Source organism: Curtobacterium sp. MCBD17_026 (genome assembly GCF_003234895.2).
GTDB classification, from domain to species: domain Bacteria; phylum Actinomycetota; class Actinomycetes; order Actinomycetales; family Microbacteriaceae; genus Curtobacterium; species Curtobacterium flaccumfaciens.
This window is the reverse complement of sequence record NZ_CP126281.1, coordinates 1,834,176-1,860,482: the sequence shown is the minus strand read 5'-3', so window position 1 is coordinate 1,860,482 and position 26,307 is coordinate 1,834,176. Positions and strand designations below refer to the sequence as shown.

The 26,307-nt window shown below is 71.9% G+C and carries 32 protein-coding genes; 22 read left to right on the top strand and 10 right to left on the bottom strand.

The annotated features are described in order from the left end of the window. Positions 1 to 14: 14 nt before the first annotated feature. Entirely contained in the window at positions 15 to 887 is an 873-nt protein-coding gene (locus tag DEI85_RS08785) for a hypothetical protein (RefSeq protein ID WP_181420033.1), read from the bottom strand. Positions 888 to 925: 38 nt separating this feature from the next. Between DEI85_RS08785 and DEI85_RS08780 the strand changes: the two genes are divergently transcribed. After that, positions 926 to 1,573 (top strand): hypothetical protein, encoded by a 648-nt coding sequence (locus DEI85_RS08780; RefSeq protein ID WP_111123038.1) that lies wholly within the window; start codon positions 926 to 928, stop codon positions 1,571 to 1,573. 17 nt (positions 1,574 to 1,590) lie between these two features. Here DEI85_RS08780 and DEI85_RS08775 read toward each other — a convergent pair whose 3' ends face one another. From DEI85_RS08775 to DEI85_RS08755, 5 genes are all read right to left on the bottom strand, one after another. Next, positions 1,591 to 2,511 (bottom strand): hypothetical protein, encoded by a 921-nt coding sequence (locus DEI85_RS08775; protein ID WP_111123037.1) that lies wholly within the window; start codon positions 2,509 to 2,511, stop codon positions 1,591 to 1,593. Between the two features lie 324 nt (positions 2,512 to 2,835). Beyond that, positions 2,836 to 3,204 (bottom strand): flagellar assembly protein FliW, encoded by a 369-nt coding sequence (gene fliW / locus DEI85_RS08770; protein ID WP_027465503.1) that lies wholly within the window; start codon positions 3,202 to 3,204, stop codon positions 2,836 to 2,838. Then, a complete protein-coding gene (locus DEI85_RS08765) occupies positions 3,201 to 4,082 on the bottom strand; it encodes a flagellin N-terminal helical domain-containing protein (protein WP_111123036.1) in 882 nt (293 codons plus the stop codon). The genes fliW and DEI85_RS08765 overlap by 4 nt, the downstream gene beginning before the upstream one ends. Before the next feature lie 2 nt (positions 4,083 to 4,084). Then, positions 4,085 to 5,506, bottom strand: a complete 1,422-nt coding sequence (flgK, locus tag DEI85_RS08760) for a flagellar hook-associated protein FlgK (RefSeq protein ID WP_111123035.1) — start codon at positions 5,504 to 5,506, stop codon at positions 4,085 to 4,087. 4 nt (positions 5,507 to 5,510) lie between these two features. Further along, positions 5,511 to 5,996 (bottom strand): flagellar protein FlgN, encoded by a 486-nt coding sequence (locus DEI85_RS08755; protein WP_071403931.1) that lies wholly within the window; start codon positions 5,994 to 5,996, stop codon positions 5,511 to 5,513. A 443-nt stretch (positions 5,997 to 6,439) separates the two neighbouring features. Between DEI85_RS08755 and DEI85_RS08750 the strand changes: the two genes are divergently transcribed. The 20 genes from DEI85_RS08750 (at position 6,440) to DEI85_RS08655 (ending at position 22,210) form a co-directional block, all read left to right on the top strand. Next, a complete protein-coding gene (locus tag DEI85_RS08750; RefSeq protein ID WP_111090861.1) occupies positions 6,440 to 7,255 on the top strand; it encodes a sigma-70 family RNA polymerase sigma factor in 816 nt (271 codons plus the stop codon). Between the two features lie 118 nt (positions 7,256 to 7,373). Further along, positions 7,374 to 8,213 (top strand): flagellin N-terminal helical domain-containing protein, encoded by an 840-nt coding sequence (locus tag DEI85_RS08745; protein WP_181420034.1) that lies wholly within the window; start codon positions 7,374 to 7,376, stop codon positions 8,211 to 8,213. 108 nt (positions 8,214 to 8,321) lie between these two features. Then, positions 8,322 to 9,710 carry a flagellar filament capping protein FliD gene (gene fliD / locus DEI85_RS08740; protein ID WP_258376243.1) on the top strand — a complete coding sequence of 463 codons (1,389 nt, stop codon included), beginning with the start codon at positions 8,322 to 8,324 and terminating at the stop codon, positions 9,708 to 9,710. Positions 9,711 to 9,721: 11 nt separating this feature from the next. Continuing rightward, on the top strand, positions 9,722 to 10,195 hold the full coding sequence (gene fliS / locus DEI85_RS08735; protein ID WP_110859827.1) for a flagellar export chaperone FliS: 474 nt from the start codon (positions 9,722 to 9,724) through the stop codon (positions 10,193 to 10,195). Then, a complete protein-coding gene (locus tag DEI85_RS08730) occupies positions 10,185 to 10,487 on the top strand; it encodes a hypothetical protein (protein ID WP_110859829.1) in 303 nt (100 codons plus the stop codon). Before fliS ends, DEI85_RS08730 begins: the two co-directional genes overlap by 11 nt. A gap of 225 nt (positions 10,488 to 10,712) precedes the next feature. Continuing rightward, entirely contained in the window at positions 10,713 to 11,057 is a 345-nt protein-coding gene (locus DEI85_RS08725; RefSeq protein ID WP_017886135.1) for a flagellar basal body protein, read from the top strand. Beyond that, positions 11,054 to 11,449, top strand: coding sequence for a flagellar basal body rod protein FlgC (locus DEI85_RS08720; RefSeq protein WP_071244596.1), 396 nt, complete (start codon positions 11,054 to 11,056; stop codon positions 11,447 to 11,449). The genes DEI85_RS08725 and DEI85_RS08720 overlap by 4 nt, the downstream gene beginning before the upstream one ends. After that, complete coding sequence (gene fliE / locus DEI85_RS08715; protein WP_071244597.1) at positions 11,449 to 11,790, top strand: flagellar hook-basal body complex protein FliE; 342 nt, start codon at positions 11,449 to 11,451, stop codon at positions 11,788 to 11,790. The genes DEI85_RS08720 and fliE overlap by 1 nt, the downstream gene beginning before the upstream one ends. Continuing rightward, positions 11,790 to 13,460 carry a flagellar basal-body MS-ring/collar protein FliF gene (gene fliF, locus DEI85_RS08710; RefSeq protein WP_111123034.1) on the top strand — a complete coding sequence of 557 codons (1,671 nt, stop codon included), beginning with the start codon at positions 11,790 to 11,792 and terminating at the stop codon, positions 13,458 to 13,460. The genes fliE and fliF overlap by 1 nt, the downstream gene beginning before the upstream one ends. After that, positions 13,457 to 14,509, top strand: a complete 1,053-nt coding sequence (gene fliG / locus DEI85_RS08705; RefSeq protein WP_111090858.1) for a flagellar motor switch protein FliG — start codon at positions 13,457 to 13,459, stop codon at positions 14,507 to 14,509. Before fliF ends, fliG begins: the two co-directional genes overlap by 4 nt. Next, complete coding sequence (locus DEI85_RS08700) at positions 14,502 to 15,176, top strand: FliH/SctL family protein (RefSeq protein ID WP_111090857.1); 675 nt, start codon at positions 14,502 to 14,504, stop codon at positions 15,174 to 15,176. The genes fliG and DEI85_RS08700 overlap by 8 nt, the downstream gene beginning before the upstream one ends. Beyond that, a complete protein-coding gene (locus tag DEI85_RS08695) occupies positions 15,173 to 16,516 on the top strand; it encodes a FliI/YscN family ATPase (protein WP_111123032.1) in 1,344 nt (447 codons plus the stop codon). The genes DEI85_RS08700 and DEI85_RS08695 overlap by 4 nt, the downstream gene beginning before the upstream one ends. Then, positions 16,516 to 16,947, top strand: a complete 432-nt coding sequence (locus tag DEI85_RS08690) for a flagellar FliJ family protein (RefSeq protein ID WP_071403924.1) — start codon at positions 16,516 to 16,518, stop codon at positions 16,945 to 16,947. The genes DEI85_RS08695 and DEI85_RS08690 overlap by 1 nt, the downstream gene beginning before the upstream one ends. Continuing rightward, positions 16,944 to 17,681: a C40 family peptidase gene (locus DEI85_RS08685; RefSeq protein ID WP_111123031.1), complete on the top strand. Its 738-nt coding sequence runs from the start codon at positions 16,944 to 16,946 to the stop codon at positions 17,679 to 17,681. Before DEI85_RS08690 ends, DEI85_RS08685 begins: the two co-directional genes overlap by 4 nt. Beyond that, on the top strand, positions 17,678 to 19,084 hold the full coding sequence (locus DEI85_RS08680) for a flagellar hook-length control protein FliK (RefSeq protein ID WP_111123030.1): 1,407 nt from the start codon (positions 17,678 to 17,680) through the stop codon (positions 19,082 to 19,084). The genes DEI85_RS08685 and DEI85_RS08680 overlap by 4 nt, the downstream gene beginning before the upstream one ends. Before the next feature lie 25 nt (positions 19,085 to 19,109). After that, positions 19,110 to 19,553 (top strand): flagellar hook assembly protein FlgD, encoded by a 444-nt coding sequence (locus DEI85_RS08675; RefSeq protein ID WP_110859844.1) that lies wholly within the window; start codon positions 19,110 to 19,112, stop codon positions 19,551 to 19,553. A 90-nt stretch (positions 19,554 to 19,643) separates the two neighbouring features. Continuing rightward, complete coding sequence (locus DEI85_RS08670; protein ID WP_110859846.1) at positions 19,644 to 20,819, top strand: flagellar hook protein FlgE; 1,176 nt, start codon at positions 19,644 to 19,646, stop codon at positions 20,817 to 20,819. A 185-nt stretch (positions 20,820 to 21,004) separates the two neighbouring features. Next, positions 21,005 to 21,178 carry a hypothetical protein gene (locus DEI85_RS08665; protein ID WP_181420035.1) on the top strand — a complete coding sequence of 58 codons (174 nt, stop codon included), beginning with the start codon at positions 21,005 to 21,007 and terminating at the stop codon, positions 21,176 to 21,178. Between the two features lie 19 nt (positions 21,179 to 21,197). Continuing rightward, positions 21,198 to 21,539, top strand: coding sequence for a Cd(II)/Pb(II)-sensing metalloregulatory transcriptional regulator CmtR (gene cmtR, locus DEI85_RS08660; protein WP_110859848.1), 342 nt, complete (start codon positions 21,198 to 21,200; stop codon positions 21,537 to 21,539). Continuing rightward, the gene (locus tag DEI85_RS08655; RefSeq protein WP_111123029.1) at positions 21,536 to 22,210 is read left to right on the top strand and encodes a cation diffusion facilitator family transporter; all 675 of its coding nucleotides are present in this window, start codon (positions 21,536 to 21,538) and stop codon (positions 22,208 to 22,210) included. The genes cmtR and DEI85_RS08655 overlap by 4 nt, the downstream gene beginning before the upstream one ends. Before the next feature lie 23 nt (positions 22,211 to 22,233). On the opposite strand, the gene DEI85_RS08650 is transcribed toward DEI85_RS08655, so the two are convergent. From DEI85_RS08650 to DEI85_RS08640, 3 genes are all read right to left on the bottom strand, one after another. Beyond that, the gene (locus tag DEI85_RS08650) at positions 22,234 to 22,524 is read right to left on the bottom strand and encodes an ArsR/SmtB family transcription factor (RefSeq protein WP_110859852.1); all 291 of its coding nucleotides are present in this window, start codon (positions 22,522 to 22,524) and stop codon (positions 22,234 to 22,236) included. Positions 22,525 to 22,623: 99 nt separating this feature from the next. Further along, positions 22,624 to 22,779 (bottom strand): zinc transporter permease, encoded by a 156-nt coding sequence (locus tag DEI85_RS08645; RefSeq protein ID WP_110860088.1) that lies wholly within the window; start codon positions 22,777 to 22,779, stop codon positions 22,624 to 22,626. 89 nt (positions 22,780 to 22,868) lie between these two features. Continuing rightward, complete coding sequence (locus tag DEI85_RS08640) at positions 22,869 to 23,504, bottom strand: isochorismatase family protein (protein WP_111123028.1); 636 nt, start codon at positions 23,502 to 23,504, stop codon at positions 22,869 to 22,871. Between the two features lie 115 nt (positions 23,505 to 23,619). On the opposite strand from DEI85_RS08640, the gene DEI85_RS08635 reads away from it, so the two are divergent. Beyond that, a complete protein-coding gene (locus DEI85_RS08635) occupies positions 23,620 to 24,567 on the top strand; it encodes a GlxA family transcriptional regulator (RefSeq protein ID WP_111123027.1) in 948 nt (315 codons plus the stop codon). Positions 24,568 to 24,689: 122 nt separating this feature from the next. On the opposite strand, the gene DEI85_RS08630 is transcribed toward DEI85_RS08635, so the two are convergent. Further along, entirely contained in the window at positions 24,690 to 26,291 is a 1,602-nt protein-coding gene (locus DEI85_RS08630; protein ID WP_111123065.1) for a Na+/H+ antiporter, read from the bottom strand. Positions 26,292 to 26,307: the final 16 nt, after the last annotated feature.

Here is a 26,307-nt window from a genome sequence, read left to right as displayed (position 1 = left end):
CTCGGTCGTCGCGGTCAGCGCTTCGAGCGGGGGTCGTCCTGTCCCGGCTCGGTCCAGAGGTCCTGGTCCTTGCCCGCGCCGCGCTTCCACGGCAGGGCGCGCCGGGTCTTCTCGGCAGGCGGCGTGACCGTCAACACGATCGGGAACTCCGCCGGCGGCATGCCGAACCCCGTCCGCGACGCCTGGATCACCTTGCGCCCCAGGGCGTGGTTCCCCAGACCGCCGACGGCCGCTCCGATGCCGAACGGGAGCGCGCGGCCGAGGACCGAACCACCCTGCCGGATCGCGAAGCGCTTGATGAACTGGTCACGCACCTGTCCGCCGATGCCGTTGACGACCTGCTTCGGCAGCGAGGATGTCACCATCTCGCCCCAGAACGCCGTCCGGGCCTGACCGCCGGCGGCCTGTCCGGCGAGCTGCTTGATGAGCTGCGTGCCCGGCGCGCCGAGGATCATCGCCATCACCAGCGTGCGGGCGCGCTCCGGGTCGTCCAGTGCGATGCCGTGCACCTCGGTCACCGACTGTGCGAACAGCGCGGTGGTCTCGAGGAACCCGACCGTCTCGGCGCCGCTCAGTCCGAGTGCAGCGGCCATCCCGACTCCGGGGATCACCGCACTCGCACCGACCGCGGCGCCACCGGTCGTGACGGCGGCCAGGTACTGCCGCTCGAGGATCTGGATCACCTCAGCGGGGGTCGCGTCGGGCTTGCGGCGACGGATCGCGTTGACGTGCGCGACCACGACGGGACGCTGCACACTGATGACCCGATCGAGCCACTTGGCCCAGCCCGTGGGCTGGACCTGCTGCGTTCGGGGGTCGGAAGAGGTGGGGGAGACCGGTGCGGTCGGCAGGGGCACGATCGACTGGTCCTTCGGGGCACGGGCCATGCGTTCACCGTACGCCGGGCACGTGAGAGGCTCGCTGGGTGGACACCGACCCCGCGCAGCGAGCACTCGACGACGCCCGTCGTGCGGCCGGGTTCCTGACCGTCCGGCAGGTGGCCGCCCTCGCGCCCGAGGTCCGGGTGCTCGATCCCGCGTCCGTCCTGATCGGGGTGGGCGTGTCGGTCCTGCCCGGGGTGGAGCTGTACCCGTCGACGACGCTCGAGACCCGTCACGGTGGGGTGATCACGCTGGCCGCCGGTGCCCGCCTGGGCCCCGGATCCGTGACCGTCGTCGCGTCGGCGGCGACCGTGCACATCGGCGAGGGTGCCGAACTCGGCCCGGGCCCGGTGACCATCGTGGCCGACGGGTCCGACGTCGTGATCGGTGGTCGGGCTCGCCTGATGGCCGGGTGTCTCGTCGAGGGGCCGGCGCGGATCGGCGCGGGCGCGCAGGTGCTCGGGCCGGTGTCCGTGCGCGACGTCGAGCTCGAGGCCGGCGGCGACCACCGCGAACCCGACCCGGACCACCGCGGCGGCGTGGTCAAGGGCACCGGGTCGGTCCGGGGCGTGCGCGTGGGACTCGGCGAGGTCGTTGTCGGTGGGTTGGTGCACGCCGGTGGACCGTCCGGTCGCCCGAGGATCGAGCGTCAGCGCATGTACCACCCGGATGCGCCGCGTCGTCCGCGCTGACTGTCGGCGACCCACGCTCAGCACGGGACACCGGCGCGCCGGAGGGCAGCCCGCACCCGGTCGGGCTGCATCAGGTCGGACCACGAGAGCCGGACGACCACACGGACCTCGGGGAACGACCGGATGAAGTCCTCGCGCCGCTTCTCGCGCCAGTGCGCGTCCGCGGTCGATCGCCCGTCGAGCAACACCGGGTCCTCGTACTTCGCACGGCCGTCGACCTCGACCACGACGCCCTGGTCGGGGAACCAGAAGTCCACGATCGCCGTGGCCGATCCGGCCCGGGCGAACACGTGCTGCTGCACCGGCTCCGGCACCCCGAGTTCGCGGAAGCGCACGCGGCACACCGACTCCGCCGGCGACCCCGACAGCGCCGACCCCATCCCCACGGCGATCCCCGCCTTGGTCCGGGCGAAGGCCAGCGATGCGTGTTCCGCGTCCAACGCTGCACGGTCGGCGAGCCGACGGGAGAGCACGGCATCGACGACGGGGAGTGCTTCGAGCAAGGAGCGTGTCGCAGCGACGTCGATGGCGGTCCTCGCGGCCGTCGTCGTGGGTGTCGCCTGCTGATCGACGAGGACTGCGGGCGGCCGCCCCTGTGCACCGTGCCGGACGAACCACGTCGTGACACGGGTGTGTGTCGTGGTCGGATCGGTGACGTGCACCTTGGGCAGTGCCGCCCCGATCAACGGGAGTCCGAGGACCGCGCACGCAGACTGGTGTGAAACGACATCGGTCGCTCGGAGTCGGTGCGCCGAGGCCCGGACGAGCACGTGGTGCTGCTCACCGGGATGCATCCCGTCGAGTGCGTCCGGGCGGACGAGGACGCCGGGGCGGAGGCGTGCGTACCGTCCGCGGTGGACATCGCGCTCGAGTGCGCGGCGTTCGGCGGAGGTCGTACCCGTCGTGCGGATCAGTTCGACGTCGTTCGCTCTGGACATGGCACCAGGCTCGCCGAACCTCGTGGTCCAGCTCGCGCCATCGCCCGATCTGTGGAGAGCCGGGCGGCGGCGACGACCTGTGCAGGACTGACCAGCTGCAATGCGTGTGCATCTTGCGACGATCCACGCGTCGAACGACTCGCGTCCTGTCGCTACATGCACGCGCAACCTCTGCGTGTACATCTTCCGACGATCCACGCCGGGAACGACTGGTGGAAGGTCGCAGAACCGGTGCGAAGCCGCCGCCGCGAAGCCGTCGCCGCGCCGCCGCGCCGCGCCGCGAAGCCGCGAAGCCGCGCCGCGAAGCCGCGCCGCGAAGCCCGCCTACACCCGCGCGAGCTCCGCCCGCAGCGGCAGGTCCTGCTCCTCGAGGATGACCTGCGCGCCCACGGCCGTCCGGGCGTTCACGACGATCGGCGCGAGCAGGTTGACCGTGGTGCCGGACGCCCCGGGGTTCGCGACCACGAGCAGCATCGCGTCGGCGGGGTCGGTCAGCCCGAGCCCGGCGGCCTGCTCGTCGGTGAGCTCCGGCGCGTACGACGGCAGGTGCACCGCGGCGTCGAGCAGGAACAGTCGTGCGTCGTCGCCGACGAGCGTGAACAGCCCTTCGGCGCCGTCGACCGGCGACAGCTCGAAGGCCGCGGCGGGGGCGAGCCCGAACGGCGGGACGGCGAAGGTCAGGGAGATGCTCATCGGAGGTAGTCCATCAGGGTCGGCTGCAGGACCTTCGCGGTGACGGCGAGGGCTGCCTGGTAGTTGGTCTGCTGCACCTGCAGGTCGAGGACGGCCTTCGCGAGGTCGACGTCCTCGATGCCGGCGCGGCGGCTCTCGAGCGAGACGGTCGCGGACTTCAGCGAGTCCTGCGCCGCGAGTGCGGCGGCGTGCCGGACGCCGACGTCGGCCTGGGTGCCGCGGACGGTCCCGAGCGCCGTGTCGACGTCCCCGATGCGAGCGTTCACGTTCACCCCGTTCTGCAGGTCACTGACGATGGAGTCGATCATGCCGAACACCGAGTCGTCGCCGGATCCGAAGACCGCGGTGCCGGAGGTGTCGACGCGGACGGTGGTGCCGTCGCCGACCCGCCGGGACACGTCGGTGCCCGAGGCCGCCCAGCCCGTGGCCGGGTCGTAGGCGACAGCGGCGGTCGACGATCCCGCGAACACCGAACGGCTGCCGTAGGTGGTGTTGGCCCGCGCCTCGAGGTCGGCCTTGAGCGACCGGAACTGCGTGACGAACGCGTCGCGGTCGGTGTCGCTCATGGTGCCCGAGTTCGCGGCGCGCACCGTGAGGTCGCGGACGTTGTTGAGCACCGAGTACACGCCGGACAGCGCGCTGTCGGTGGTCGCGAGCCACGCCGCGGCGTCGTTCGCGTTCCGCGAGTACTGCGCGGCTGCGGCCTGCTCCTTGCGCACCTGCATCGACGACGCGGTGCCGACCGGGTCGTCCGAGGGCTTCTGGATCGCACGCAGCGTCGTGGCCTGGTCGGTGAGCTCGGCGACCCTGGCGGCACCGGCCTGCAGCCGGGCCGACGCGGCCGCCATCGACATCTGGGTGGTCACACGGGTGATCACGATCAGCCCCTCCCGACGAGTCCGACGCGGTTGATGATGGTGTCGAGCATCTCGTCGACGGCGGTCAGGACGCGCGCCGCGCCCTGGTACGCGTGTTGGTAGCTCAGCAGGTTGACGTTCTCCTCGTCGAGGTCGACGCCGGCGCTCGACTGCTGCTGGTTGCGCGCGTTGGTGAGCGCGAGTCCGGTCATCGTCGATTCCGACGTCGCCGACCTGGAGGCGGTGCCCACCCCCGCCACGAACGTCGCCCAGACCTGGTCGGCACCGTCCGACGACGCCCCGAGTCGCGCGAGCGCGTCGGCGAACGAGTCGTCGAGTTCCCCCGCCGCGTTCCGCGTCGCCAGGCCGCCGGCGTCCGTGGGGACGACGCCGAGCGCCTGGGCGGCGGGGACGCCGGTGGCCAGGGAGAAGAACGGTGCGCCGGTGGTGCCGGCCGGGGTGGTCCCGGCGGCGTGCAGGGCGTTCACGGTGGTGGCGAGCCGCGTGGCCACGGCGTCGTAGGACGCGGAGGCCTCGGCGAGTGCGCCGCCCGTGCCGGTGCCGGACGCGGGTGCGAGGACCGCGAGGGCTCCACCGATCGACCCGCCGCTCAGCCCGACCGCCCCGGCCGTGCCGGTGGTCCAGGTCAGGGTGACCGCGGTTCCGTCGGAGAGACGCTCGCCGCCGCCGAGGGCGACCGCGCGGGCGTCGGTGCCCTGCACGAGCGGGTTGCCGCCGAGGAGCACGTCGACGGTGCCGTCGGCGTTCGTCCGGGTGGTGCCGCCGGCGAGCGTGGCGATCTGCTGCGTGAGCTGGTCGCGCTGGTCGAGCAGCTCGTTGGCGTTGCCGCCCGAGGCGAGCGCGGTGCGGATCCGGCCGTTCAGGTCGGCGACCTGCTCCGCGGCGCCGTTCAGCTGGGCGACCTGCCCGGTCAGGGTGCCACGCACCGAGGACCACTGCGCGTCGACGGCCTTCGAGCCGGCGGCCAGGGCGGCGACGACGGTGCCTGCGGCTCCGAGCACGGCGCTGGCGGCACCCGGGTCGTCGGGGTGGCTGGCGAGCTCGCTCCAGGACGACCAGAACGCGTCGAGCTTGGCGCTCAGGCCGTCCTTGCCGGGCTCGTGCAACCCGGTCTCGAGGGCGGAGAGTGCCGTGGCGCGGGCATCGGCGTAAGCCGACGAACCGGCGGCGACGCGGACACCGGCGTCGAGCGTCAGGGATGCCAGGCGGGCGATGCCGTCGACCGAGACGCCCTGGCCGGCGAGGGCCGCGGTGCCCCGCATGAAGCCCGTCTGGGTCGCGGGGATCGAGTTCTGCGTGACGCGCTGCCGCGTGTAGCCGGCGGTGCCGGCGTTCGCGATGTTCTGGCCGGTGACGTCGATGCCGGCACGGGCGGCTGCGAGGCCGGAGTAGGCGGTCGCGAGGGATCCGAAGGTGCTGACCACGGTGCTACAGCGTCCCCTCGAACAGGCGGGCGCCGTCCTGGCCTGCGCCGGACGTGCCACTGGCGTCGTAGGTGGCGGCACCGGTGACGGTCCCCGCCAGGGTCTCCTCGGTGGCCTGGGCGGCGGCACGCAGGAACCGGTCGTTCTCGTCGCGCAGGGCGCCGATCTGGGTGGTCAGCTCGACCATCGCGGTGAGGTGCGACGACAGGATCTCGCCCCACGGCCCGTTCGGTGCCGCGGCGACGACGTCCCGCAGGGGAGCGTCGGCGGGGACGCCCCACTCCTCGGCGACCTCGGCGCTCTGCGCGGCGCGCTCGAGACCGGTGCTGCGGAGCCGGTCGAGGACCTGCTCGACCTCGCGGCTGGCGTGCGACACCCATCGGGAGCGGCCCGCGGTGAGCAGCAGCTGCTCCTCCTCGAGCTTGAAGGTGAGCAGTTCGAGCAGCTCGCGTTCGCGCCAGAGCACGGCGGACAGGTCGTTCACGCTCATCAGCTCCTCCCAGGTGGTGGTTCGTCGGGGTGGTCCCCGGTCCGTCATCCTGCGGACACCGGGACCTATCGACTCGGTGACCGCGACCGTAAGCCCCGGCGGCCGAGTGCCGTCACCCGTACTCGTCGACGCTGTGACCCGATGACCCCCGTCGGGGGACAAGAACGACCGTTCCCGACCCCGAGTCCCCCCAAATGCCGACCGGAAACGGGGCCTGACACCCCCGCACTGGGGACGGTTGAGCACCTGTTCAGCGCATTGCCAGCCGATACATTCAGAACGCACCCCGGGGGACACCCGGAACCGCTCGGCAACGATGCGGGGTGCACCGCTCGGAGGGACCCGGGCGGGTCTTCGGCGTACGCACCGGCCATCCGAGGCCGGCGTCCGTCGCGCCCACGGACGGGTGAGCCGACACACGTCAGGTCGACCAGGGGAACAGCATGGACCGCACCGAACGCAACGCGATGATCGTGGAGCACCTCCCGCTCGTGGGCTACATCGTGGCCGACGTCCGCTCCCGGGCGACGCACCTGGACCGCGACGACCTCGCCGCCGTCGGATCGCTCGCACTCGTCGCAGCCGCCGAGGCCTTCGACCCCACCCTCGGCGTGCCGTTCGGCGCCTACGCACGCACCCGGGTCGCCGGTGCGCTGGCCGACGACATGCGCTCGGCCGACTGGGCCTCCCGCGGCACCCGGAAGCGGATCCGCGAGACCCTGGCCACGCAGGAGGCCCTGTCCGCACGCCTCGGCCGGAGCGTCGGTGCGCAGGAGATCGCCGATGCCATGGGCGTCGACAAGCAGACCGCCGTCGACGCGATGAGCGACGCCGCCCGAACCGTCGCGCCGCTCGACGAGACCGTGCACGACCTCGTCGCCGCGGACCTGCCGCTCCCCGGGGACGACCTGCTCGAGACCGAGAAGCGCCGGTACCTCCGCGCCGCGGTCGAGGCCCTGCCGGAACGGATGCGCTTCATCGTCGAGGCCGTGTACTTCGGCGACCGCTCGGTCACCGACGTCGCCGCCGAGCTCGGCATCACGCACTCGGCCGTCTCGCAGCAGCGCTCCGAGGCGATGCGCCTGCTCCACGACGGTCTCGCCGCCCACTACGGCGACGGCACGACCGTCGAGCCCGCGAGCCGCACCACCGCGGCCCGCCGCAGCGCCTACCTCGCCCGTGTCGCCACGAACGCCGCCGCCGGTGTCGCCCGTGCCGTGCACGACGCCGCGTCCGGCCCGGCCGTCGCGGCGAGTTGAGACGTCGGCGGAAACTTCTCCGCCGATCCCCTAACGACTCCCGGCAACCGGTCGAGAGTCATCCATGTCAGCCCACGGACGGGCCGACGCACGACCCACATTCACGGAGGAAACCACCATGGGTATGTCCATCAACACCAACCTCTCGGCACTCAACACGTACCGGAACCTCAACGCGACGCAGAACGACCTGTCGAAGTCCCTCGAGAAGCTCTCGTCGGGTCTCCGCATCAACCGTGCTGCCGACGACGCTGCCGGTCTGTCGATCTCCGAGGGGCTGAAGTCCCAGGTCGGTGGCCTCACGGTCGCCGCCCGCAACGCGCAGGACGGCATCTCCGTCGTGCAGACCGCTGAAGGTGGCCTCACCGAGACCCACTCGATCCTCCAGCGCATGCGCGACCTGGCAGTGCAGGCCGGCAACGACTCGAACAACGAGGACTCCCGCAAGGCGATCACCACCGAGGTCGGCGAGCTCACCAAGGAGCTCACCCGCATCTCGGAGTCGACCAACTTCAACGGCATCAACCTGCTCGACGGCTCCGCCGGCACCGCAGGCGTCCTGAAGTTCCAGGTCGGCGCGAACGGCGACGCGGCGAGCCAGATCGACGTGGACCTGTCGAAGTCGAACGTGGAGTCCGTGTCGACCGCGGTCGGCGCGCTCACCTTCGACTCGGCGACGAACGCTCAGGCCGCCATCACCGCGATCGACGAGCAGATCAAGTACGTCTCCTCGGCTCGTTCGAGCATCGGTGCCGTCCAGAACCGCTTCGACCACGCCATCAACGTGACGAACGTGGCCAAGGAGAACCTCACCGCTGCCTCCTCGCGCATCACCGACGTCGACATGGCGGAGGAGATGGTCAAGTACACGCGCGACAACATCCTCAGCCAGGCCGGCACCTCGATGCTCGCACAGGCGAACCAGAGCACCCAGGGCGTGCTCTCGCTCCTGCGCTAGCCATCACACGACGTCCGTCCTCCGGGCCCGATCGGGTGTCCCGGAGGACGGACGTCGCCATCCTGACCACCTCCACGACGCCAGGGAGTGTCGACGATGTCCTCGTCCGTGTCCTCGAGCACCAGCCTCGCGATCGACGGTCTGGTCAGCGGTCTCAAGACGACCGACCTCATCAACTCGCTGATGAGCGTCGAGGGGGTCCCGCAGACCCTGCTCAAGAACAAGCTCACCACCACCAACTCGTTCATCTCGTCACTGCAGACGCTCAACGGGTTGATCCAGGGGCTCGCCACGAAGGCCGCGGACGCCGCGAAGGCCTCGTCGCTCGACCTCTTCGCCGCGACGAGCACCGCGCCGAGTGTCACCGCCGTGACCGGTACCGGCGCGACCGCGGGCTCCATCAGCTTCACCGTCGGTTCGACCGCCTCGGCCCAGGTCGGGGTCACGGCCGCGATGTCGACGTGGGCGACCGGTGCGCAGCCGATCACGATCGTCGGCGCGGACGGCCGGTCCACCACCGTGACGCCGGCGTCCGGTTCGCTCGACGACGCCGTGTCCGCCCTGAACAAGTCCGGTGCGTATGTCACCGCGACGAAGGTCTCCGCCGGCACCGACGCCGACGGCAGCAAGCTCTACCGCCTGCAGCTCACGTCCGCCAAGACCGGGGCGGCCGGCGGCTTCCAGGTGTACCGGGGCGGCGCCGACGACGTGGCAGCGGGCACCGCGACGAACGTCCTCACCGAGACCGGTGCCGCCGTCGTCACCGCGGCGACCGACGCCAGCGTCACCCTCTGGGCCGGCACCGCCGCCGCGCAGACGGTCACGAGCGCCACGAACACCTTCACCGGGCTCGTCCCCGGGCTCGACGTCACCGTGTCGAAGGCCACCACCGAACCCGTCACGGTGACGGTCGCGCAGGACACCACGAAGGCCCAGTCCGTGGCCTCCGGGCTCGTCGACGCGATGAACGCGATCGCCGCCTACTACAAGACGAACACCGCGGTGTCGAGCTCGACCAGTGCGACGTCCGGCACCACGACGACGAAGGCCGGCGTCCTGCTCGGCGACGGTGCGTCCCGCGACGCCGTGCAGCGGCTCACGAGCACGATGTCCGCCCCCGTCGACGGCAGGTCGCCGTCGACGATCGGCATCGTGATCACGAAGGACGGCAGCTTCACCTTCGACCCCGAGGTCTTCCAGAAGGCACTCGCCGCGGACCCGAAGGCCACCCAGGCAATGCTCTCCGGGGTCGCCGCGAACGTCGGCGCCGCGGCCACCGCCGCGTCCGACAAGTACGACGGCTCGGTCACCACGTCCATCACCGGGCAGCAGGCCGTCGCCAAGGACCTCAACACCCAGATCGACAGCTGGACCGACCGTTTGACGATGCGCCGGGCCGCCCTGCAGACCCTCTACTCATCCCTCGAGACCAGCCTCAGCAAGCTCCAGTCGCAGTCGAGCTGGCTCGCCAGCCAGCTGGCCTCGACGTCGAGCTGACGGGAACGACCATGACCTTCGACTTCCAGGCAGCCGCCTTCCGCCAGGCCGCCCAGCCGCGCACCGTCACCGACCAGCGTCGTGCCCAGTACACGAACGAGGCGGTGCTGTCGGCGACGCCGGCCCAGCTCGTGACGATGCTCTACGACCGGCTGCTGCTCGACCTGCACCGTGCCGAGGCAGCGCAGGTCGCCGCCGACTGGGAGGCGGCCCGCGAGCAGCTCCTGCACGCCCAGGCGATCGTCGGCGAGCTCTCGAGCACCCTCCGGATCGACGTCTGGGACGGCGGCGAGGGCCTCCTCGCCGTCTACAACTACGCCTCTACCTCGCTCATCACGGCGAACGTGCACCGCGACGTGCAGGCCACCCGGGACTGCATCCGGATCCTCGAGCCGCTGCGTCAGTCGTGGCACGAGGCGGCCGCGTCGCTGCCCGCGACGCCCGCCGCGCAAGCGCCGACCGGGGGAGCCCTCGGTGTCGCCTGAGCAGACGGCGGAGCGGCTCGCCTGGGAGGCCCTGCTCACGTCCCTGGAGCACGACGCCGCCGGGCAGGCGGCCGACGCCACGGCCGTGGCGGGGTGGTCGGAGCCGACCGGGCTGGGACCGCTGCCGCGTGACCTGGTGGGACGGGCCTCCCGGCTGCTCGCCGCGCAGCGGGACCGCATGACGGTGCTCGAGGCGGACCGCCGCTCGACGCTGGAGCACCTCGGTGCCCTGCGCGCCGTCGACGCCACGCGCGAGCCCCGCGGCTCCGTGTACCTCGACGCTTCCGCCTGACCCACGCCCCAGCACCAGTTCTGCGACAGAGCACCCGTCGATCGACGGGTGCTCTGTCGCATCTCGGGCGCCCCGCCCCGCCCCCCGTTCGGGGCGACGCCTAACGTGCCGCACGACGGGCACCGATAGCGCCACTCGAGCACGGATCGCTCACCAGTTCGGCCAGGGATCGGCCACCACCGCACGGCGACGTCGCACCGACGACGCCTGACGAGGGGACCCTTCGTGTTCGATTCCGTGACGAGCGTCGCGCTGCAGAGCGCACTCGACGGTCTGTCGATGCGCCAGAAGGTGATCGCGAACAACATCGCGAACATCAACACGACGAACTACCACGCCGAGAAGGTCCAGTTCGAGGACGCCCTGGCGAAGTCGATCGTGGACGGCGACGGTGCCACCACCCCGACGATGGCGCGCAGCCTCGAGCCGACGAACACGAACGGCAACAACGTCAACCTCGACGAGGAGACGCTGTCGAACATCGACACCGTGCTGCGGTACCAGTTCGCCACGCAGGCGATGAACTCCGAGCTCACCAGTGTCCGTGCGGCGATGCGGACGAACTCGTGACGACCTTCGACGCGATCGGCATCGCGAGCACCGGCCTGACCGTGCACCGGAAGTGGCTCGACGCCGTCTCGGACAACATCGCCAACGCGAACACCGTGAAGTCGATGGACGACACCGCGTTCCAGGCGCGCTACGTCGAGGTGCAGGAGGGCAACGGCGTCTCCGGCGCCTACGTCAAGGGCGCAGCGTTCGGCAGCGCCGCCGGCCGTGTGACCTACGACCCGGACAACCCGCTCGCGAACGAGGAGGGCTACGTCCGCATGCCCGACATCGACCTCGGCACGCAGATGGCGGACCTCATCATGGCCCAGCGCGGCTACCAGGCGAACGCCGCCGTGGTCGACCGTGCCAAGACCGCCTACGAGGCGGCACTGCAGATCGGGAAGAACTGATGCCCATCGACGCCGTCAACGGTGTGACCACCAACGCGATGACGAACGCCCTGACGAGTGTGTCGGGGACGTCCAGCGACAGCACGAACGCGACCGCAGCCGCCGGCGCGACCACCGACGGCAGCGGGTTCGCCGCGAGCCTCGGCAACGCCGTCGACGGGCTGCAGTCGCTGCAGAGCGACTCGAAGACCCTCGCGCTCAAGGCCGTGACCGGCAACCTCGACGACATCCACGACGCCACGATCGCCGCCACCCGCGCGCAGGTCACGCTCGAGCTCGTCTCCGCCGTCCGCAACAAGGGCGTCGACGCCTTCAACGAGATCATGAGGATGCAGGCCTGATGCCCGTCGCCGTCAAGAACGTCTTCGCGCGCCTCAGCGCCTACGTGAAGGGCTTCTCCGCCGCTCAGCGCACCATCGCGATCCTGGCGATCGCGGCGCTCGTGCTCGGTGGGATCGCCCTCGCGTCCTGGCTCGGCAAGGCGTCCTACGCCCCGCTCTTCACCGGCCTCGCCGCGGCCGACGCGAGCTCCATCACGGACCAGCTGCAGACCGACGGCGTGCCGTTCCAGCTCACCGACGGCGGCGCGACCATCCTCGTGCCGCAGGCGCAGGTGTACTCGGAGCGGCTCAAGGCGGCGTCGAACGGCCTGCCGTCGTCGAACGAGGGCGGCTACTCGCTGCTCGACGAGATGGGCGTGACGAGCTCGGAGTTCCAGCAGGACGTCACCTACAAGCGCGCGATGGAGGGCGAGCTCGCCAAGACCATCGGCGCGATGGACGGCGTGCAGACCGCCACCGTGCAGCTCGCGATCCCGGAGAAGTCGGTGTTCGTCTCCGAGGAGAAGGACCCGACCGCGTCGGTGTTCATCGCGACCGACAACGGCACGCAGCTGAGCACCGACCAGGTGCAGGCCATCGTGCACCTGACGAGCGCCTCGGTCGAGGGCATGCAGCCCACCGACGTCTCGGTCGTCGACGCGAAGGGCCAGACCCTGTCCGCTGTCGGCACCGGTGCGACCGGGAGCGGCGCGGACCAGGCCGCCGACTACGACGCGGCGACGAGCAAGAAGATCCAGGACCTGCTCGACACCACGCTCGGTGTCGGCAACGCGACCGTCGTGGTCTCCGGGACGATGAACCAGGAGTCCGGCACCCGGACGTCCGAGAGCTACACGTCTCCCACGTCGGGCCCGGTCGCGCTGAACGAGTCGAGCACCACCGAGGAGTACGGCGCCGGCGCCGGTGCGGGGACCGGCGCGACCGGGGTCCTCGGTCCGGACAACATCGCCGTCCCCAACGGCACCACGACGAGCGGCACCGGCGACGACGGGTACAAGAACGAATCGGCGACGAAGAACAACGCCGTCGACCACACCACCGAGACCACGCAGATCCCCTCGGGCGGACTCGACCGGCAGACCATCTCGGTCGCGCTGAACTCCAAGGCCGACGCCGTCCAGAACGCGAACCTGCAGAGCATCAACGACCTGGTGTCCGCCGCCGCGGGTGTGGATCAGAACCGCGGCGACCAGGTCAAGGTCGCGATGATGGACTTCGACACGAGCGCTTCCGACCAGGCCGCCAAGGCCCTCGAAGCCCAGCAGAAGGCCGACCAGCAGGAAGCACTGTGGTCGTCGATCCGCACCGCCGGCATCGTGATCGGCATCGTCCTCGCCGTCATCGCGATCATGATCTTCGTCGCCCGTCGCAACCGGAAGCAGGAGCGCGAGGCCGTCGACCTCGGCGAGCTCGACGCCTTCGCCGGTGAGACGTTCCAGCTGCCGCTCGCGATGGACGGCGTCGACGACCGGGCGACGCTCGGTGCCGGTGACGCCCCGACCGCCGTCCTGTCGGCGATGCCCGGCGGCGACGCCCCCACCGAGGTGCTGACGACCGAGGAGATCACCGCCGAGCGCCGCCGTCAGGACATCTCCGCCCTGGCCGAGCGCGACCCGAAGCGCACCGCCGAGCTCCTGCGCGGGCTCCTCGACGACCGGGCACCGGTGTGAGCGCCCTGGTGCCGAGCCCCGGCGGTGGGACCGGTCCGAGCGACCGTGCGCTGACCGGCGCGCAGAAGGTCGCGCTCATCCTCATGCAGATGGAGACCGACCGCGCCGCCGAGGTGATGAAGCAGTTCACCGAGATGGAGGCCGAGGAGATCTCCGCCGAGATCGTCCGGATGCGCCGCGTCGAGGACACCGTCGTCGACCAGACGCTGTCGGAGTTCCACCGGATCACGATGAGCGGCCGGCTGCAGAAGCGCGGCGGCAAGGAGACCGCCCTCGGGCTGCTCGAGGCGTCGTTCGGCGCCGAGCGCGCCGCCGGCGTGATGGACCGTCTGGCCTCGAACCTCGCCGGCCAGTCGTTCGACTTCCTCGACGACGCCGAACCCGGCCAGGTCATCTCCCTGCTCGAGGGCGAGCTGCCGCAGACGATCGCCCTCGTGCTCGCCCACCTGGGCCCCGGGCAGGCCAGCGCCGTGCTCGCCGGGATCGACGAGCGGGTCCGCACCGACGTCGCCCAGGCCTTCGCCACCATGGGCAGCGCGACCCCCGAGGCCGTCGGCATCGTCGCCGGTGTGCTGCGCCAGCGCGCCGGGGCCGTCGTGTCGCCGCGCGAGAGCGTCGAGGTCGTCGGTGGCATCGCGCCCCTGGTCGACATCATCAACCGCTCGGACGTCGCGACCGAGAAGGCCGTGCTCGAGGGACTCGAGGCCCGCGACCCGGAGCTCGCCGAGGACATCCGCTCCCGCATGCTCACCTTCGAGGACATCGTGAAGCTCGAGTCCCGCGACATCCAGCAGGTGCTGCGCGGCATCGACTCGAAGATCCTCGCGACCGCCATGAAGGGCGCAGCCGGGCCGGTCGTCGAGACCATCCGCGCGAACGTGTCCGAGCGCAACCGTGAACTGCTCGACGACGAACTGCAGGCCATGGGCCCGGTCCGCGTCTCGCAGGTCGAGGAAGCCCGTGCCGAGGTCGTCCGCTCCGTTCGCGAGCTCGAGGCCCAGGGCGTCGTCACCGTGCACCGCGCCGAGGAGGACGAGCTCGTTGACTGACACCGTCGTGCACCGCGTCGCCTTCCCGGTGCTCGCCGACCCCGCCGGACGCGAGCGTGCGTCGAGCGCGGACGTCCGCGGGCACGCGGCCGGGTACACCGCCGGCCTGCGGGCCGCGCAGGCCGAGACCGACGCCCTGCGCGCCCGGCTGGAGACCGAGCACGCCGCGCGGATCGCCGCGCTGCAGGCCGACACGGCACGCCGGATCGCGGTCCTCGACGCCGCCACGAACGCCATGCTGTCCACGGTCGCACCCGTCCTGGCGGACGCCGAGGCGTCGGTCGCGAGCGCGGCGGTCGACCTGGCCGAGGCGATCGTCGGGAACGTGGTCCGCGCCTCCAGGCCCGCACACGACGCGACCGTCGTCGACGGTCCGGACGGACAGGGCAGCCGGGAGGCCCGGATCGCGTCCGGCGCCGAGGCCACCGTCCGGCGGGCGCTCGCGTCCGCCGACCGCACGGTCCCGGTGGCCGTCCGGCTGAGCCCGGCGGACGCCGCTCGCGTCGCCGGCCTCGACCTGCCGGTGCCGGTCGTCGCCGACGGCGCCCTGCGCGACGGCGACGCCGTCGTCGACCTGCCGGACGGCATGCTCGACGCGCGCATCGCCACGGCGCTCGACCGCGCCCGCACCGCTCTGGGTGTCGACGCGACGGGAGCCGACCGGTGACCGCCACGCTGCTCCGTCCCCGCGGTCTCGACGAGGCGCTGCTGCGCGCCGCACCCCAGCGGGTCGGTGTCGTCACGAGCGCCGTCGGCCTGGGGCTGACGGTCGCCGGGCTCGACGCCCGCGTCGGCGAGGTCGTCACGGTCGGCGCCGAGGACGGCGAACAGACCGCGGTCGAGGTCGTCGCCACCGATGCCTCTGGCGTCCGCTGCATGCCGCTCGGCCGCCTGACCGGCGTGACCGCGGGCACCCCGGCGCGCCCGACCGGCCGCCCGGTGCTCGTGCCGACCGGATCCGGTCTGTTCGGCCGCGTGCTCGACGGGCTCGGCCGACCGATCGACGACCGCGGTCCGCTCGAGGGCCCCGGCGGCGAACCGGTCACCTGGGTCCCGCTCGACCACGACACCCCGAGCGCGATGGCCCGGACCCGCATCGACACCCCGATGCAGCTCGGCGTCCGCGTGCTCGACACCCTGACCACCGTCGGCCGCGGGCAGCGCATGGGCCTGTTCGCCGGGTCCGGCGTGGGCAAGTCGTCACTCCTGTCGATGATCGCGCGCGGCAGCGACGCGGCCGTCAATGTCATCGCCCTGGTGGGGGAGCGCGGCCGTGAGGTGCGCGAGTTCCTGGAGGACGACCTCGGACCCGAGGGGCTCGCCCGCTCGATCGTCGTCGTGTCGACCTCCGACGAGCCCGCGCTCATGCGCCTGCGCGCCGCGTTCGTGGCCACCCGCATCGCCGAGTCGTTCCGCGACGCCGGCCAGGACGTCGTGCTCATGATGGACTCGCTCACCCGCGTCGCGATGGCGCAGCGTGAGATCGGTCTGTCGGTGGGGGAACCGCCGGCCACCCGGGGCTACCCGCCGTCGACGTTCTCGGTGCTCGCGGGACTGCTCGAGCGCGCCGGGACCGACCGGGTCGGCAGCATCACCGGCATGTACACCGTGCTGGTCGACGGGGACGACCACAACGAGCCGATCGCCGACGCGGCCCGCAGCATCCTCGACGGCCACGTCGTGCTCGACCGCAAGCTCGCGATCACCGGGCACTTCCCGTCGGTCGATGCCCTCGGCTCGGTGTCCCGCGTCGCTTCGAAGGTCACCCGACCCGAGCAGCGTGCCGCCGCCACCGTGCTGCGGAAGGTGATGGCCGCCCGTGCCGGTGCCCAGGACCTGCTCGACGTCGGCGCGTACCAGCGCGGGTCGAACCCGCTGGTCGACGCTGCCGTCGACCACCAGGGATCGATCGACGCGTTCCTGCGCCAGGGCATGGACGAGCGAGCGACCGCCGACGCGTCCTGGCAGCGCCTCGGTGGCCTCGTGCAGCAGCTGGGGGTGTCGTGATGGCCCGCCGTTTCCCGCTCGCCGGACTCCTGCGCCTGCGCCACACCGAACAGGACCGTGCCGCCGCCACGCTGGCCACCGCGAACGAGCGCGTCCGTGACGCCGCCGACGCCCGGATCGCGGCACGCCGGAGCCTCGCCGACAGCGAGGACGCCCAGCCGATCCAGGACGCCGCCACCCTGAGCGCCGTCGCCGCAGCACGTGCCGCGACCCGCGGGATGCTCGAGGAGCTCGACGCCGTGGTGCAGAACCGCCGTGCCGACGCCGACCGGGCACAGCAGGACTACACCGCGGCCCGTCGCGCCGCCGTCGGCCTCGAGAAGCTCGAGGGCAAGCACACCGAGCAGCAGGCGGCCGAGGAACTCCGGACCGAACAGAACGCCCTCGACGAGATCGCGGCACGACGCCGCACGGAAGGTGGTGCCCGATGAGCGTCGAAGCGGTGCTCTCCCGGATCTCGGAGATCCGGTCCCAGATCGACACGCTGCGCGGCGGGACGGCCACGGCTGCCCCGAGCGCGTCCACCACCAGCGGTGCCGCGGGGTCGGCGGCCTTCGCCGACGCCCTCGCCACCGCCGACGGCACGACCGGCGCGGCGACCGCTGCCGGTGCGACCGCCGCAGCGGCCCCGACGGCCACCCGTGCGCCCGGGACCTCGGTCGACGCCGGGGCCGGCACCCTCGCCACCGGCAGCGGTGCCACCGGGGCCGACGTCGTGGCCGACGCGAAGAAGTACCTCGGCGTGCCGTACGTGTTCGGCGGGGAGACGACCGCGGGCATGGACTGCTCGGGCCTGGTGCAGACGGTGTTCAAGGACCTCGGGGTCACCATGCCCCGGGTCGTGCCGGACCAGGCGAAGATGGGCGTCGAGGTCGGTTCCCTGAAGGACGCGCAGCCCGGCGACCTGATCATCCCGAAGGGCGAGGGCCACGTCGTCATCTACGTCGGCGACGGCAAGGTGCTGCACGCGCCACGCCCCGGCAAGGACGTCCGGATCGTCGACAACTGGTACTCCGACGCCGACATCGCGACCATCCGCCGGATCGTTCCCGCACACGCGGCACCGGCGGCCATCACCGCGCCGACCGCCTCGGCAGCGCATTCCGCGACCGACCTGCAGACCGCCGCGCTGCTGTCCATGATGCAGTCCGGGAGCGCCGCATGAGCCTGACCATCGCCACCCAGCCGTCCGTGCCCGCCGCACCGGGCCCCAGCCGGAGTGCGGCGTCCGACCCCGAGGCCGCCGGGTCCTTCGGCGCCGCACTGACCGCCGCCGTCGCGACCGAGCGACGCCCCGGAGACGGTGCCGCCGGGCGGGACGACGCCGACGGCCGCACGGCGGACGGCTCGGCCGCGACGCCGAGCACCGCCACGCCGGCTGCGTCCGTGTCCACGTCGGACCAGTCGGTGCCCGCGAACGATTCCCCGTCGGTCGACGCGCAGGCGCTGCTCGCCGGCGGACTCGTGGCCGTGGCCGCACCCGTCGCGCCGGCGGGCCTCGCGAGCAACACGGGGGACCAGTCGGCCAGCAGCGCTGCCGAGACACCCGCCGGCGACCCACACGTCGTCGTGGCCGCCGCAGGGGCGACCGTCGGAACGACCACGACTCCGCCGTCGGTGGAGGGGGACGCCTCCACGCCGGTCCCGTCGACCCCGGCGCCGACCACCGCCCCCGCCACGGCGACCCCGCAGCAGGCACCCGCGGCGAACGCGGCACGGGAGACCGCTGCCGCAGCGACGACGGGCCCGGCGACCACCGCCACGGCGACCCCCGCCGTGGCGCCCGTCGGCACCGCGTCTCCGGCCGCTGCCGCGACGACCGTCGCAGGCGCCACCCCCGCGACGACCGCTGCCGCGACCGACCCGGCGACGACCGCCGCGACGGCCGCTGCCGCGATCGCGGCCCCCGCCACCGGCCGCACCGCCGACGGTGACACCGCCACCGTGACCCCGGCCCAGGCGCCGGTCGTCGCGACCGTCGCTGCCCCGGCAGCCGGCACCGGCTCCCGAGCCGGCCAGGGGACGGAGCAGCAGGCGTCGACGCCGGGTGATCCGGGCCTCCCGGCCGTCGCCCCCAGCCGCGGTGGCGAGACGCCGTTCGTCATGTCGACGACGCCGACCACCGCGCCCGCCGCGGCGACCGCGCCGGCCCCGGCACCGCTCGCCCAGCAGCTGGCGCGACCGGTGTTCTCGCTCGCCCAGGCCGGGCCAGGCGAGCACGTCGTCACCGTGCAGGTCGTGCCGGACAGCCTCGGCCCGGTCACGGTCCGCGCGCACGTCACCGCGCACGGCATGCACGTCGAGCTGTTCGCCGCGTCGGACGCCGGCCGCGAGGCCGTCCGCCAGGTCCTGCCGGACCTGCGACGCGACGCGGCCGGCACCGGTGTGAGCACCACGCTCGACCTGTCCTCCCAGAACCAGCCGCACGACGCGCCGGGTCGCGACGAGCGTCCGGCCGCGCGTGCGCTGCCTGGCGACCCCGGCCTGGAGGCGCGGGTCACCCCGCGTACGCAGCTCCCCGCCCACACGTCCTCCATCCGCACCGCGGGACTCGACGTCCTCGCCTGATCCGGCTCACGAACAGGAACTCACCATGCCCATCGACGGCATCACCGGCAGCGTGGACCCGACCGCGCAGGCAGCGGCCCTGGCCGCCAACTCGACCGCCCAGAAGTCCCAGACGATGGACTCCGAGGTCTTCATGAAGCTGCTCGTCACGCAGTTGCGCAACCAGGACCCGTCCTCGCCGATGGACACCAACCAGATGATCAGCCAGCAGACGCAGCTCGCGATGATGGAGCAGATCACCAACCAGACCACGACGGGGAACGAGAACTTCTCGCTCCAGATGCGCATCGCCGCAGCGAACCTCGTCGGCAAGCAGGTCAGCTACACCGACGCCGACTCGGGCAAGTCCGTCACCGGGACCGCCTCGGCCGTGTCGTACGCGAACAGCGTCCCCACGGTCACCGTGAACGGGAAGGAGGTCGCTCTCGACGTGATCTCCGGCATCACCACCACCGCTCCGGCTCCCTGACGCCCAGGCCTGCCTTCCCCGTTCTTCCTCGCTCTTCCTCGTTCTTCCTCGTTCTTCCTCGCTCTTCCTGCCTCTCCGAAAGGACGCACCATGCTCCGCTCGCTCTACTCCGGGATCTCCGGCCTCCGCTCCCACCAGCAGATGCTCGACGTCACCGGCAACAACATCGCCAACGTCAACACCGTCGGCTTCAAGTCGTCGACCACCGTGTTCCAGGACACCCTGTCGCAGATGACCCAGGGTGCCGGCGGACCGCAGACCGGCATCGGCGGCACGAACCCGGCCCAGATCGGCCTCGGCGTGCAGGTCGCCGGGGTCTCCACGAACTTCTCCCAGGGCTCGGCGCAGGCCACCGGCAAGGCGACCGACCTGATGATCTCGGGCGACGGCTTCTTCGTCACCCGCCTGGGCAACGACACCGTCTACACCCGCGCCGGTGCGTTCGACTTCGACGCGGACGGCCGCCTGGTCACCGCCGACGGCAAGATCGTGCAGGGCTACCCGGCCACGAACGGCGTCGTCAACGAGAACGGCCAGCTGTCCGACATCACGCTGCCGCTCGACGCCGCGGCCCCGGCGGTCCGCACCACCGCCGCCACGGTCGCCGGAAACCTGCCGTCCGAGACCGCGGTCGGCCAGACCATCACGCGCGAGGCCACCGTGTACGACGCCTCGGGTGCCAAGCACACGATGTCGCTCGCCTACACGCGCACCGCCGACGGCTGGGACGTCACCGGGCGCAACGGCCAGGGCACCACGGCGACGACCTCGCTGACCTTCGGCACCGACGGCAAGCTGACCGCCGGCGGGACCCTCGCCGTCGGTGGGATCCGGGTCGACATGGGCGACCTGACCGGGTTCGCCTCGCTCAACACCGCGGCGATCGGTTCACAGAACGGCCGCGAGGCCGGCGCACTGCAGGGCTACTCGATCTCGAAGGACGGCACCGTCACCGGCACGTTCTCGAACGGCGCGTCGCTCGCGCTCGGCCGCATCGCCCTCGCCACGTTCGCCAACCCGGCCGGCCTCGAGAAGACCGGGGCGTCGGGCTACCGTGCCACCGCGAACTCGGGCGGTGCGACGGTCGGCGGTCCCGGCTCGGCGGGCGTCGGGTCGCTCGCGGCGGGGACGCTCGAGATGTCGAACGTCGACCTGTCGCAGGAGTTCACGAACCTGATCGTGGCGCAGCGCGGGTTCCAGGCGAACGCCCGCATCATCACCACCTCGGACGAGGTGCTGCAGGAGCTCACGAACCTGAAGCGCTAGCGGCGGGTTGCGCTCGCGTCGCGGGCGCTCGCATCGCTGGCGCTCGCGTCGTCGGGCGGTTGGTGAGCAGGATCGGTCGGGTGCTGAAGGGGGACTCGACCGTTCCTGCTCACCATCGTTCGTGGTGGAGGGAGTTCGGCGCCGGGTCGTGACGGAACGACGCGTCGTGACGTCTCATCGGTGCGATGTGCGAGAACCACGACACCGACCACCAGTCCGACCACCGCTGCCGCAGCGTCTTCGACCGCTGGTGGTGCGATCGACCACGCGGCCACGACGGCGTGCACGAGTCGCGTGGTCCCGGCGGCCGCACGAGCTGGAACGACGCGCTGACCGGGCGGCGGCTCGGGGACGTCTGAGCTCGGGTATGGTCAGTACATGCTGACCATTGCCTCGCGGCACGACGTGTTGAACCGCCTCGGGCGGGCGCTCTCCGACCCCACGCGTGCGCGGATCCTGCTCCGGCTGCTCGACGAACCCGGCTACCCGGCGCGGCTCGCCGAGGAACTCGAGCTGACGCGGACGAACGTGTCGAACCACCTGGCGTGCCTGCGCGGCTGCGGGATCGTCGTCGCCGTGCCCGAGGGGCGTCGGACCCGGTACGAGATCGCGGACCGCAACCTCACTCGCGCGCTCGAGTCCCTCGTCGACGTGGTGCTGGCGGTGGACGTCGCCGATGACGGCTGGGTCGCGGACGCCGGCTGTGAGGTCGAGCGGTGAGCACGGTATCGGTGTCGCTCGCACCGGTCCGTGTCGGCGTGCTCCGGCGACGGATCAGGTGGATCGTCGCGGCCACCATCGCCTACAACGTGATCGAGGCCGTCGTGGCGATCGCCGCCGGCTCGGTTGCTTCCTCCACCGCGCTGATCGGCTTCGGGCTCGACTCGATCGTCGAGGTCCTGTCGGCAGCGGCCGTCGCGTGGCAGTTCGCCGGGCGTGACCCGGAGGCCCGGGAGCGAACGGCACTGCGGGTGATCGCGGTCTCGTTCTTCGGGCTCGCCGTCGTGGTCAGTGTCGATGCCGTCCTGACCTTCACGGGTGTCCGGTCGCCGGAGCACAGTCCGGTCGGCATCGTCCTGGCCGCGGTGAGCCTGGCGGTCATGCCGTTCCTGAGCCTCGTCGAACGGCGGACCGGACGCGAACTCGGTTCGGCGTCGGCCATCGCCGACTCGAAGCAGACGCTGATCTGCAGCTACCTGTCGGCGGCGGTGCTGCTCGGCCTGCTGGCGAACAGCCTGTTCGGCTGGTGGTGGGCCGATCCGCTCGCCGGACTCGTCGTGGTGGTGTTCGCCGTACGCGAGGGACTCGAGGCCTGGCGCGGTGACGCGTGCAAGCAGCCGGTGTCGGCGCTGACGGGGGAGCGGGAAGGCGACGGCTGTGACTGCTGCTGACGTGTGTCAGGCGCAGTCGGTGATCAGCCGGCTTCGGCCTCGCGCACGTGGCTGACAGCATCGCCGACGATGTGCGCGATGTGCTCGTCGTGCAGCGAGTACACGGCGTTCCGCCCGATGCGTTCGACCTGCACGATGCCCGCGAGCCGCAGCGTGCGAAGGTGCTGGGACACCAGGGGCTGCGACAGTTCGGTCGCTTCGGCGAGGGAGCCGACGTCGGACGACCGGGAGATCAGCGCGGACAGGATCCGCAGTCGGGCGGGCGAGGACAGCGCCTTGAAGAGGTCCGCCGCTGCTTCGATCCCGTCTGACATGGACTCATGTAAGCGCACGCGCATACGTGCATGCAACACGACGGCCCCGACGCGGTGCGTCGGGGCCGTCGTGTCGGTGCTGGTGATCAGCGCTGTCGATCAGTGCTCGTCGTAGTGGTCGCCGTGCTGGGCGTGCTTGTGTCCGTCGTGGACGAAGTCGACGTGGTCGTCGTGCTGGACCGTCTCGTGGCCGCAGCCGTCCTGGTGTGCGTGCTCGGCGACGGTGTGCTCGGCGCTGTTCTCGTGCTCAGCCATGGTGACCTCCTGCTGATCGTCGGTTGGGATGCCCTCAGCGTAGGTCACACATGCAGAAGTTGCAATACATTTATAGATGAGAACCGATGTCAGCCCGGGAACCGCTGGGTCCCCGCGAGAGCCGACGTCGGCAGCGCGTCCCTGGGGATCGCGACTCCGGCGGTGAGTGCCGACGTCCACTCCGAGGTCGGTGCGACGGCGGCGAGGTTCGACTGCAACAACGCCATCAGCGTCCGGTGCACCGTCTCGGCGGACACGGCCCCGCCGGCGTTGACGATGTTGATCGCGCCCGTCGCGTCGGACAGCACCTCGACCGAGACGCCGAGCGCCTCCGCCTCGGCCGCCGAGGCGATGATGCAGTTGTTCGTCATGAAGCCGACCAGGGTGACCGTGTCGATCGACCGCTCCTGCAGCCAGGCGAGCAGGTCCGTGTGGGCGAAGACGGAGCTGAACTGCTTCGTGACCTGATGCCACTCGGGCGTCCGTCGCCGCTCGATCTCGGGGTGCAGGGCGAACGCCTCCGTCGTCGGGTTGAACACGGGAGCAGCATCGCCGGCGGTGTGCTGGACGACGACGATCGGCGTGTCGGCAGCCGTCGCGGCGTCGATCGCGGTCGTGATCTGCGCGAGCGCGTCGCGGACGGGCGGGAACCGGACCTCGAGTGGACCGCTGAAGTACTCCAGCTGGATGTCGACGAGGACGAGGGCGCGCTGGGGATCGGACACGGGAGCTCCTTGGGTCGGTGGGCGTACTCGACGATCCTCGTCCGTCGATGCCCCCGGGGCGATTGGCACGCGTGCATCGGTACGATGGATCCAGGCCAAACCGGAGGAGTCCCGCGTGCGGATCGCCATCTACGCCTTCGACGGCATCACGATGTTCCACCTGTCGGTCCCGCAGATGGTGTTCGACGAGGTCACTCGACTCGGGCTCGCCGACTGGGAGACCGTCGTCTTCTCCGACCGGCCCGGTTCGGTCCGGACCGCCGAGGGGCTGACGCTCGGTCCGGTTCAGGGGCTCGCCGCCGCGGCGGACGCCGACCTGGTCGTGGTGCCGTCCTGGACCGACGACGGCACCCGCCTGCCGACACCGACCGAGCGGGCGGTCGTCGAAGCGCACGCGCGTGGATCGGTCGTGGTCGGTCTGTGCCTCGGGTCGATCGCGGTCGCCGGTGCCGGGCTCCTCGCCGGACGCAGCGCTGTGACGCACTGGCGCGAGGTCGACCGGCTCGCCGCCGCGCACCCCGACGTCACCGTGGACCCCGACGTGCTCTACGTCGACCACGGTGACGTGCTGACGTCGGCGGGCACGGCGTCCGGGCTGGACGCGTGCCTGCACGTCGTGCGGACGCGGCTGGGCGCCGAGGCTGCGAACCGGGTCGCGCGGAGCCTGGTCGTCGCGCCGCACCGCGAAGGCGGCCAGGCCCAGTACATCGAGCGGCCGGTCGTGCAGCGTCGCGACGACGACCCGGTGGCGACGGCATCGGCCTGGGCGGTGGAGCACCTGGACGAGGAGCTCGGCGTCGACCGACTCGCTGCGGCGGCCCACATGAGCCGCCGCAGCTTCGTCCGGGCCTTCAGGGTGTCGACCGGCACCACCCCCGCGGCCTGGGTACGGAGTCGCCGTCTGGACGAGGCCCGTCGACTGCTCGAGACCACCGACCTGCCCGTCGACCGGATCGCCGCAGCGTGCGGGTTCGGCAACCCGGTCACGCTGCGGCAGAACTTCGCCGTGGCGTTCGGCAGCACACCCTCGAGCTACCGCCGACGGTTCGACGCGCGGCCCTGACCAGCCGGCCGGGCGAGTGCGTTCCTTCCCATGACGGCTGTGATGGGAACTGGAAACGGGCGTACCTGGTCAGAACGACAGACCGGGTACGCCCGATTCGACCAGGTGCGCCCGGAGCCGCCCTACGACGACGTGGGCGGTGACGCCACCGACTCCATGCCGTCCAGCCGCGCCTCTTCCGCGTCGTACCCGGCGCGGACCTGACGCAGCACCAGGTCGTCGATCTCGTCGGCGTCGCGCAGGCGCAACAGCGTGTTCGCCTTGTGCTGGACGAGCGCCAGCTCGAGGGCGACCGCGTTGTCGTGCCGCTGCAGCGCGGGATGGTCGTCGTCGTCCCCTTCCCGAGCATCGATCACGTCGAGGTGTGCCTCGTAGTCCTTCCGCAGGCGATCGACGGTGGCACGATCGGCTCCGGTCGACCGTGCGAGACGGGGGAGCGCATCGAGCGCCTCCTCGATCGCGGTGCGTTCGGCGTAGCGACGTTCCTCGCTGACGGACTCGTCCTCGGGCAGCGCGGCGCGACGCAGGACGGCCGGCAGTACGAGGGCCTGCCCGACGATCGTGACGATGACCACCCCGGCGGTGACGAAGACGATGAGGTCGCGCTCGGGGAAGTCGCCGCCGGACTCGAGGGTGCGCGGCACGGCGACGGCCATGGCGAGCGACACCGCGCCCCGGAACCCGGCGAACCCGCTGACGAGCCGGTCGCGGTGCCCCTCGCGCGGTTCCCCGCCGGTGCGTCGGGTGACGAGCCAGATGGTTCCGCCCGCGGCGTTCAGGAACGCGAACCGCACGATGACGAGCAGCACCGCGACCGCGAAGACGATCCCGGTCCCGCGCAGCAGGTCGGCGGGGTCGAGTGCGCGTGCGGCGACCATCGCCTCGATGCCGACCAGCACGAACAGTGCGCCGTTGAGCAGGAAGGTCAGGAACGACCAGAACGCACGCACCTGCTGGCGGGTCTCGGCGCGGTCGAGCTTGGGGCCGACCTGGCTGACGACGATGCCGGCCGCCACGACGGCGAGCACGCCGGAGGCGCCGATGGCCTCGGCGGCCAGGAAGGCCGCGAAGGGCACGAGCAGGGTGACGAGGTTCTCGAGCACGACGGTGTCCACGCGCCGCAGCACCATCGTCCCGATCCAGGCGGCGACGAGACCGGCGGCGACGCCGCCGATGTACGACAGGACGAGCATGCCCGACACACCCCAGAAGGTGAGCTCCTGCGTACCGACGGTGACGGCCACCGCGATGCCGTAGACCACCAGGGTGGTGCCGTCGTTCACCAGGCTCTCGGCGCGGAGCACCGTGACGTTCCGCCGCGGCAGCATCTTCGTGAGCACACCGACCGCGGTCGCGTCGGTCGGGGCGACCGCGGCGCCGAGCACCCAGGCCGGCCCCCACGGGATCCCGAGCAGGTGCAGCAGCACGGCGACGGCACCGGCGGTCACCACGACGAGCAAGGTCCCCATCAGGACGATGCCGCGCAGGTTCTTCCGGATCTCGCGGAGCGACGTCGTCAGACTCTCCCAGTAGAGCAGCGCCGGCAGGAACAGCAGCAGCACGGCCTCGGCGGGGAGCTCGACGTCCGCGAACTGGGGCACGAACGCCAGCAGCGCGCCGAAGACCAGGAGCAGCACGGGTGGAGCGATCCGGATCCGATCGGCCACGGCCGCCGTCAGTGCGATGGCGAGGCCGAGCACGACCACCAGTTCCGGTCCCAGCACGTGCACTCCGATCGTC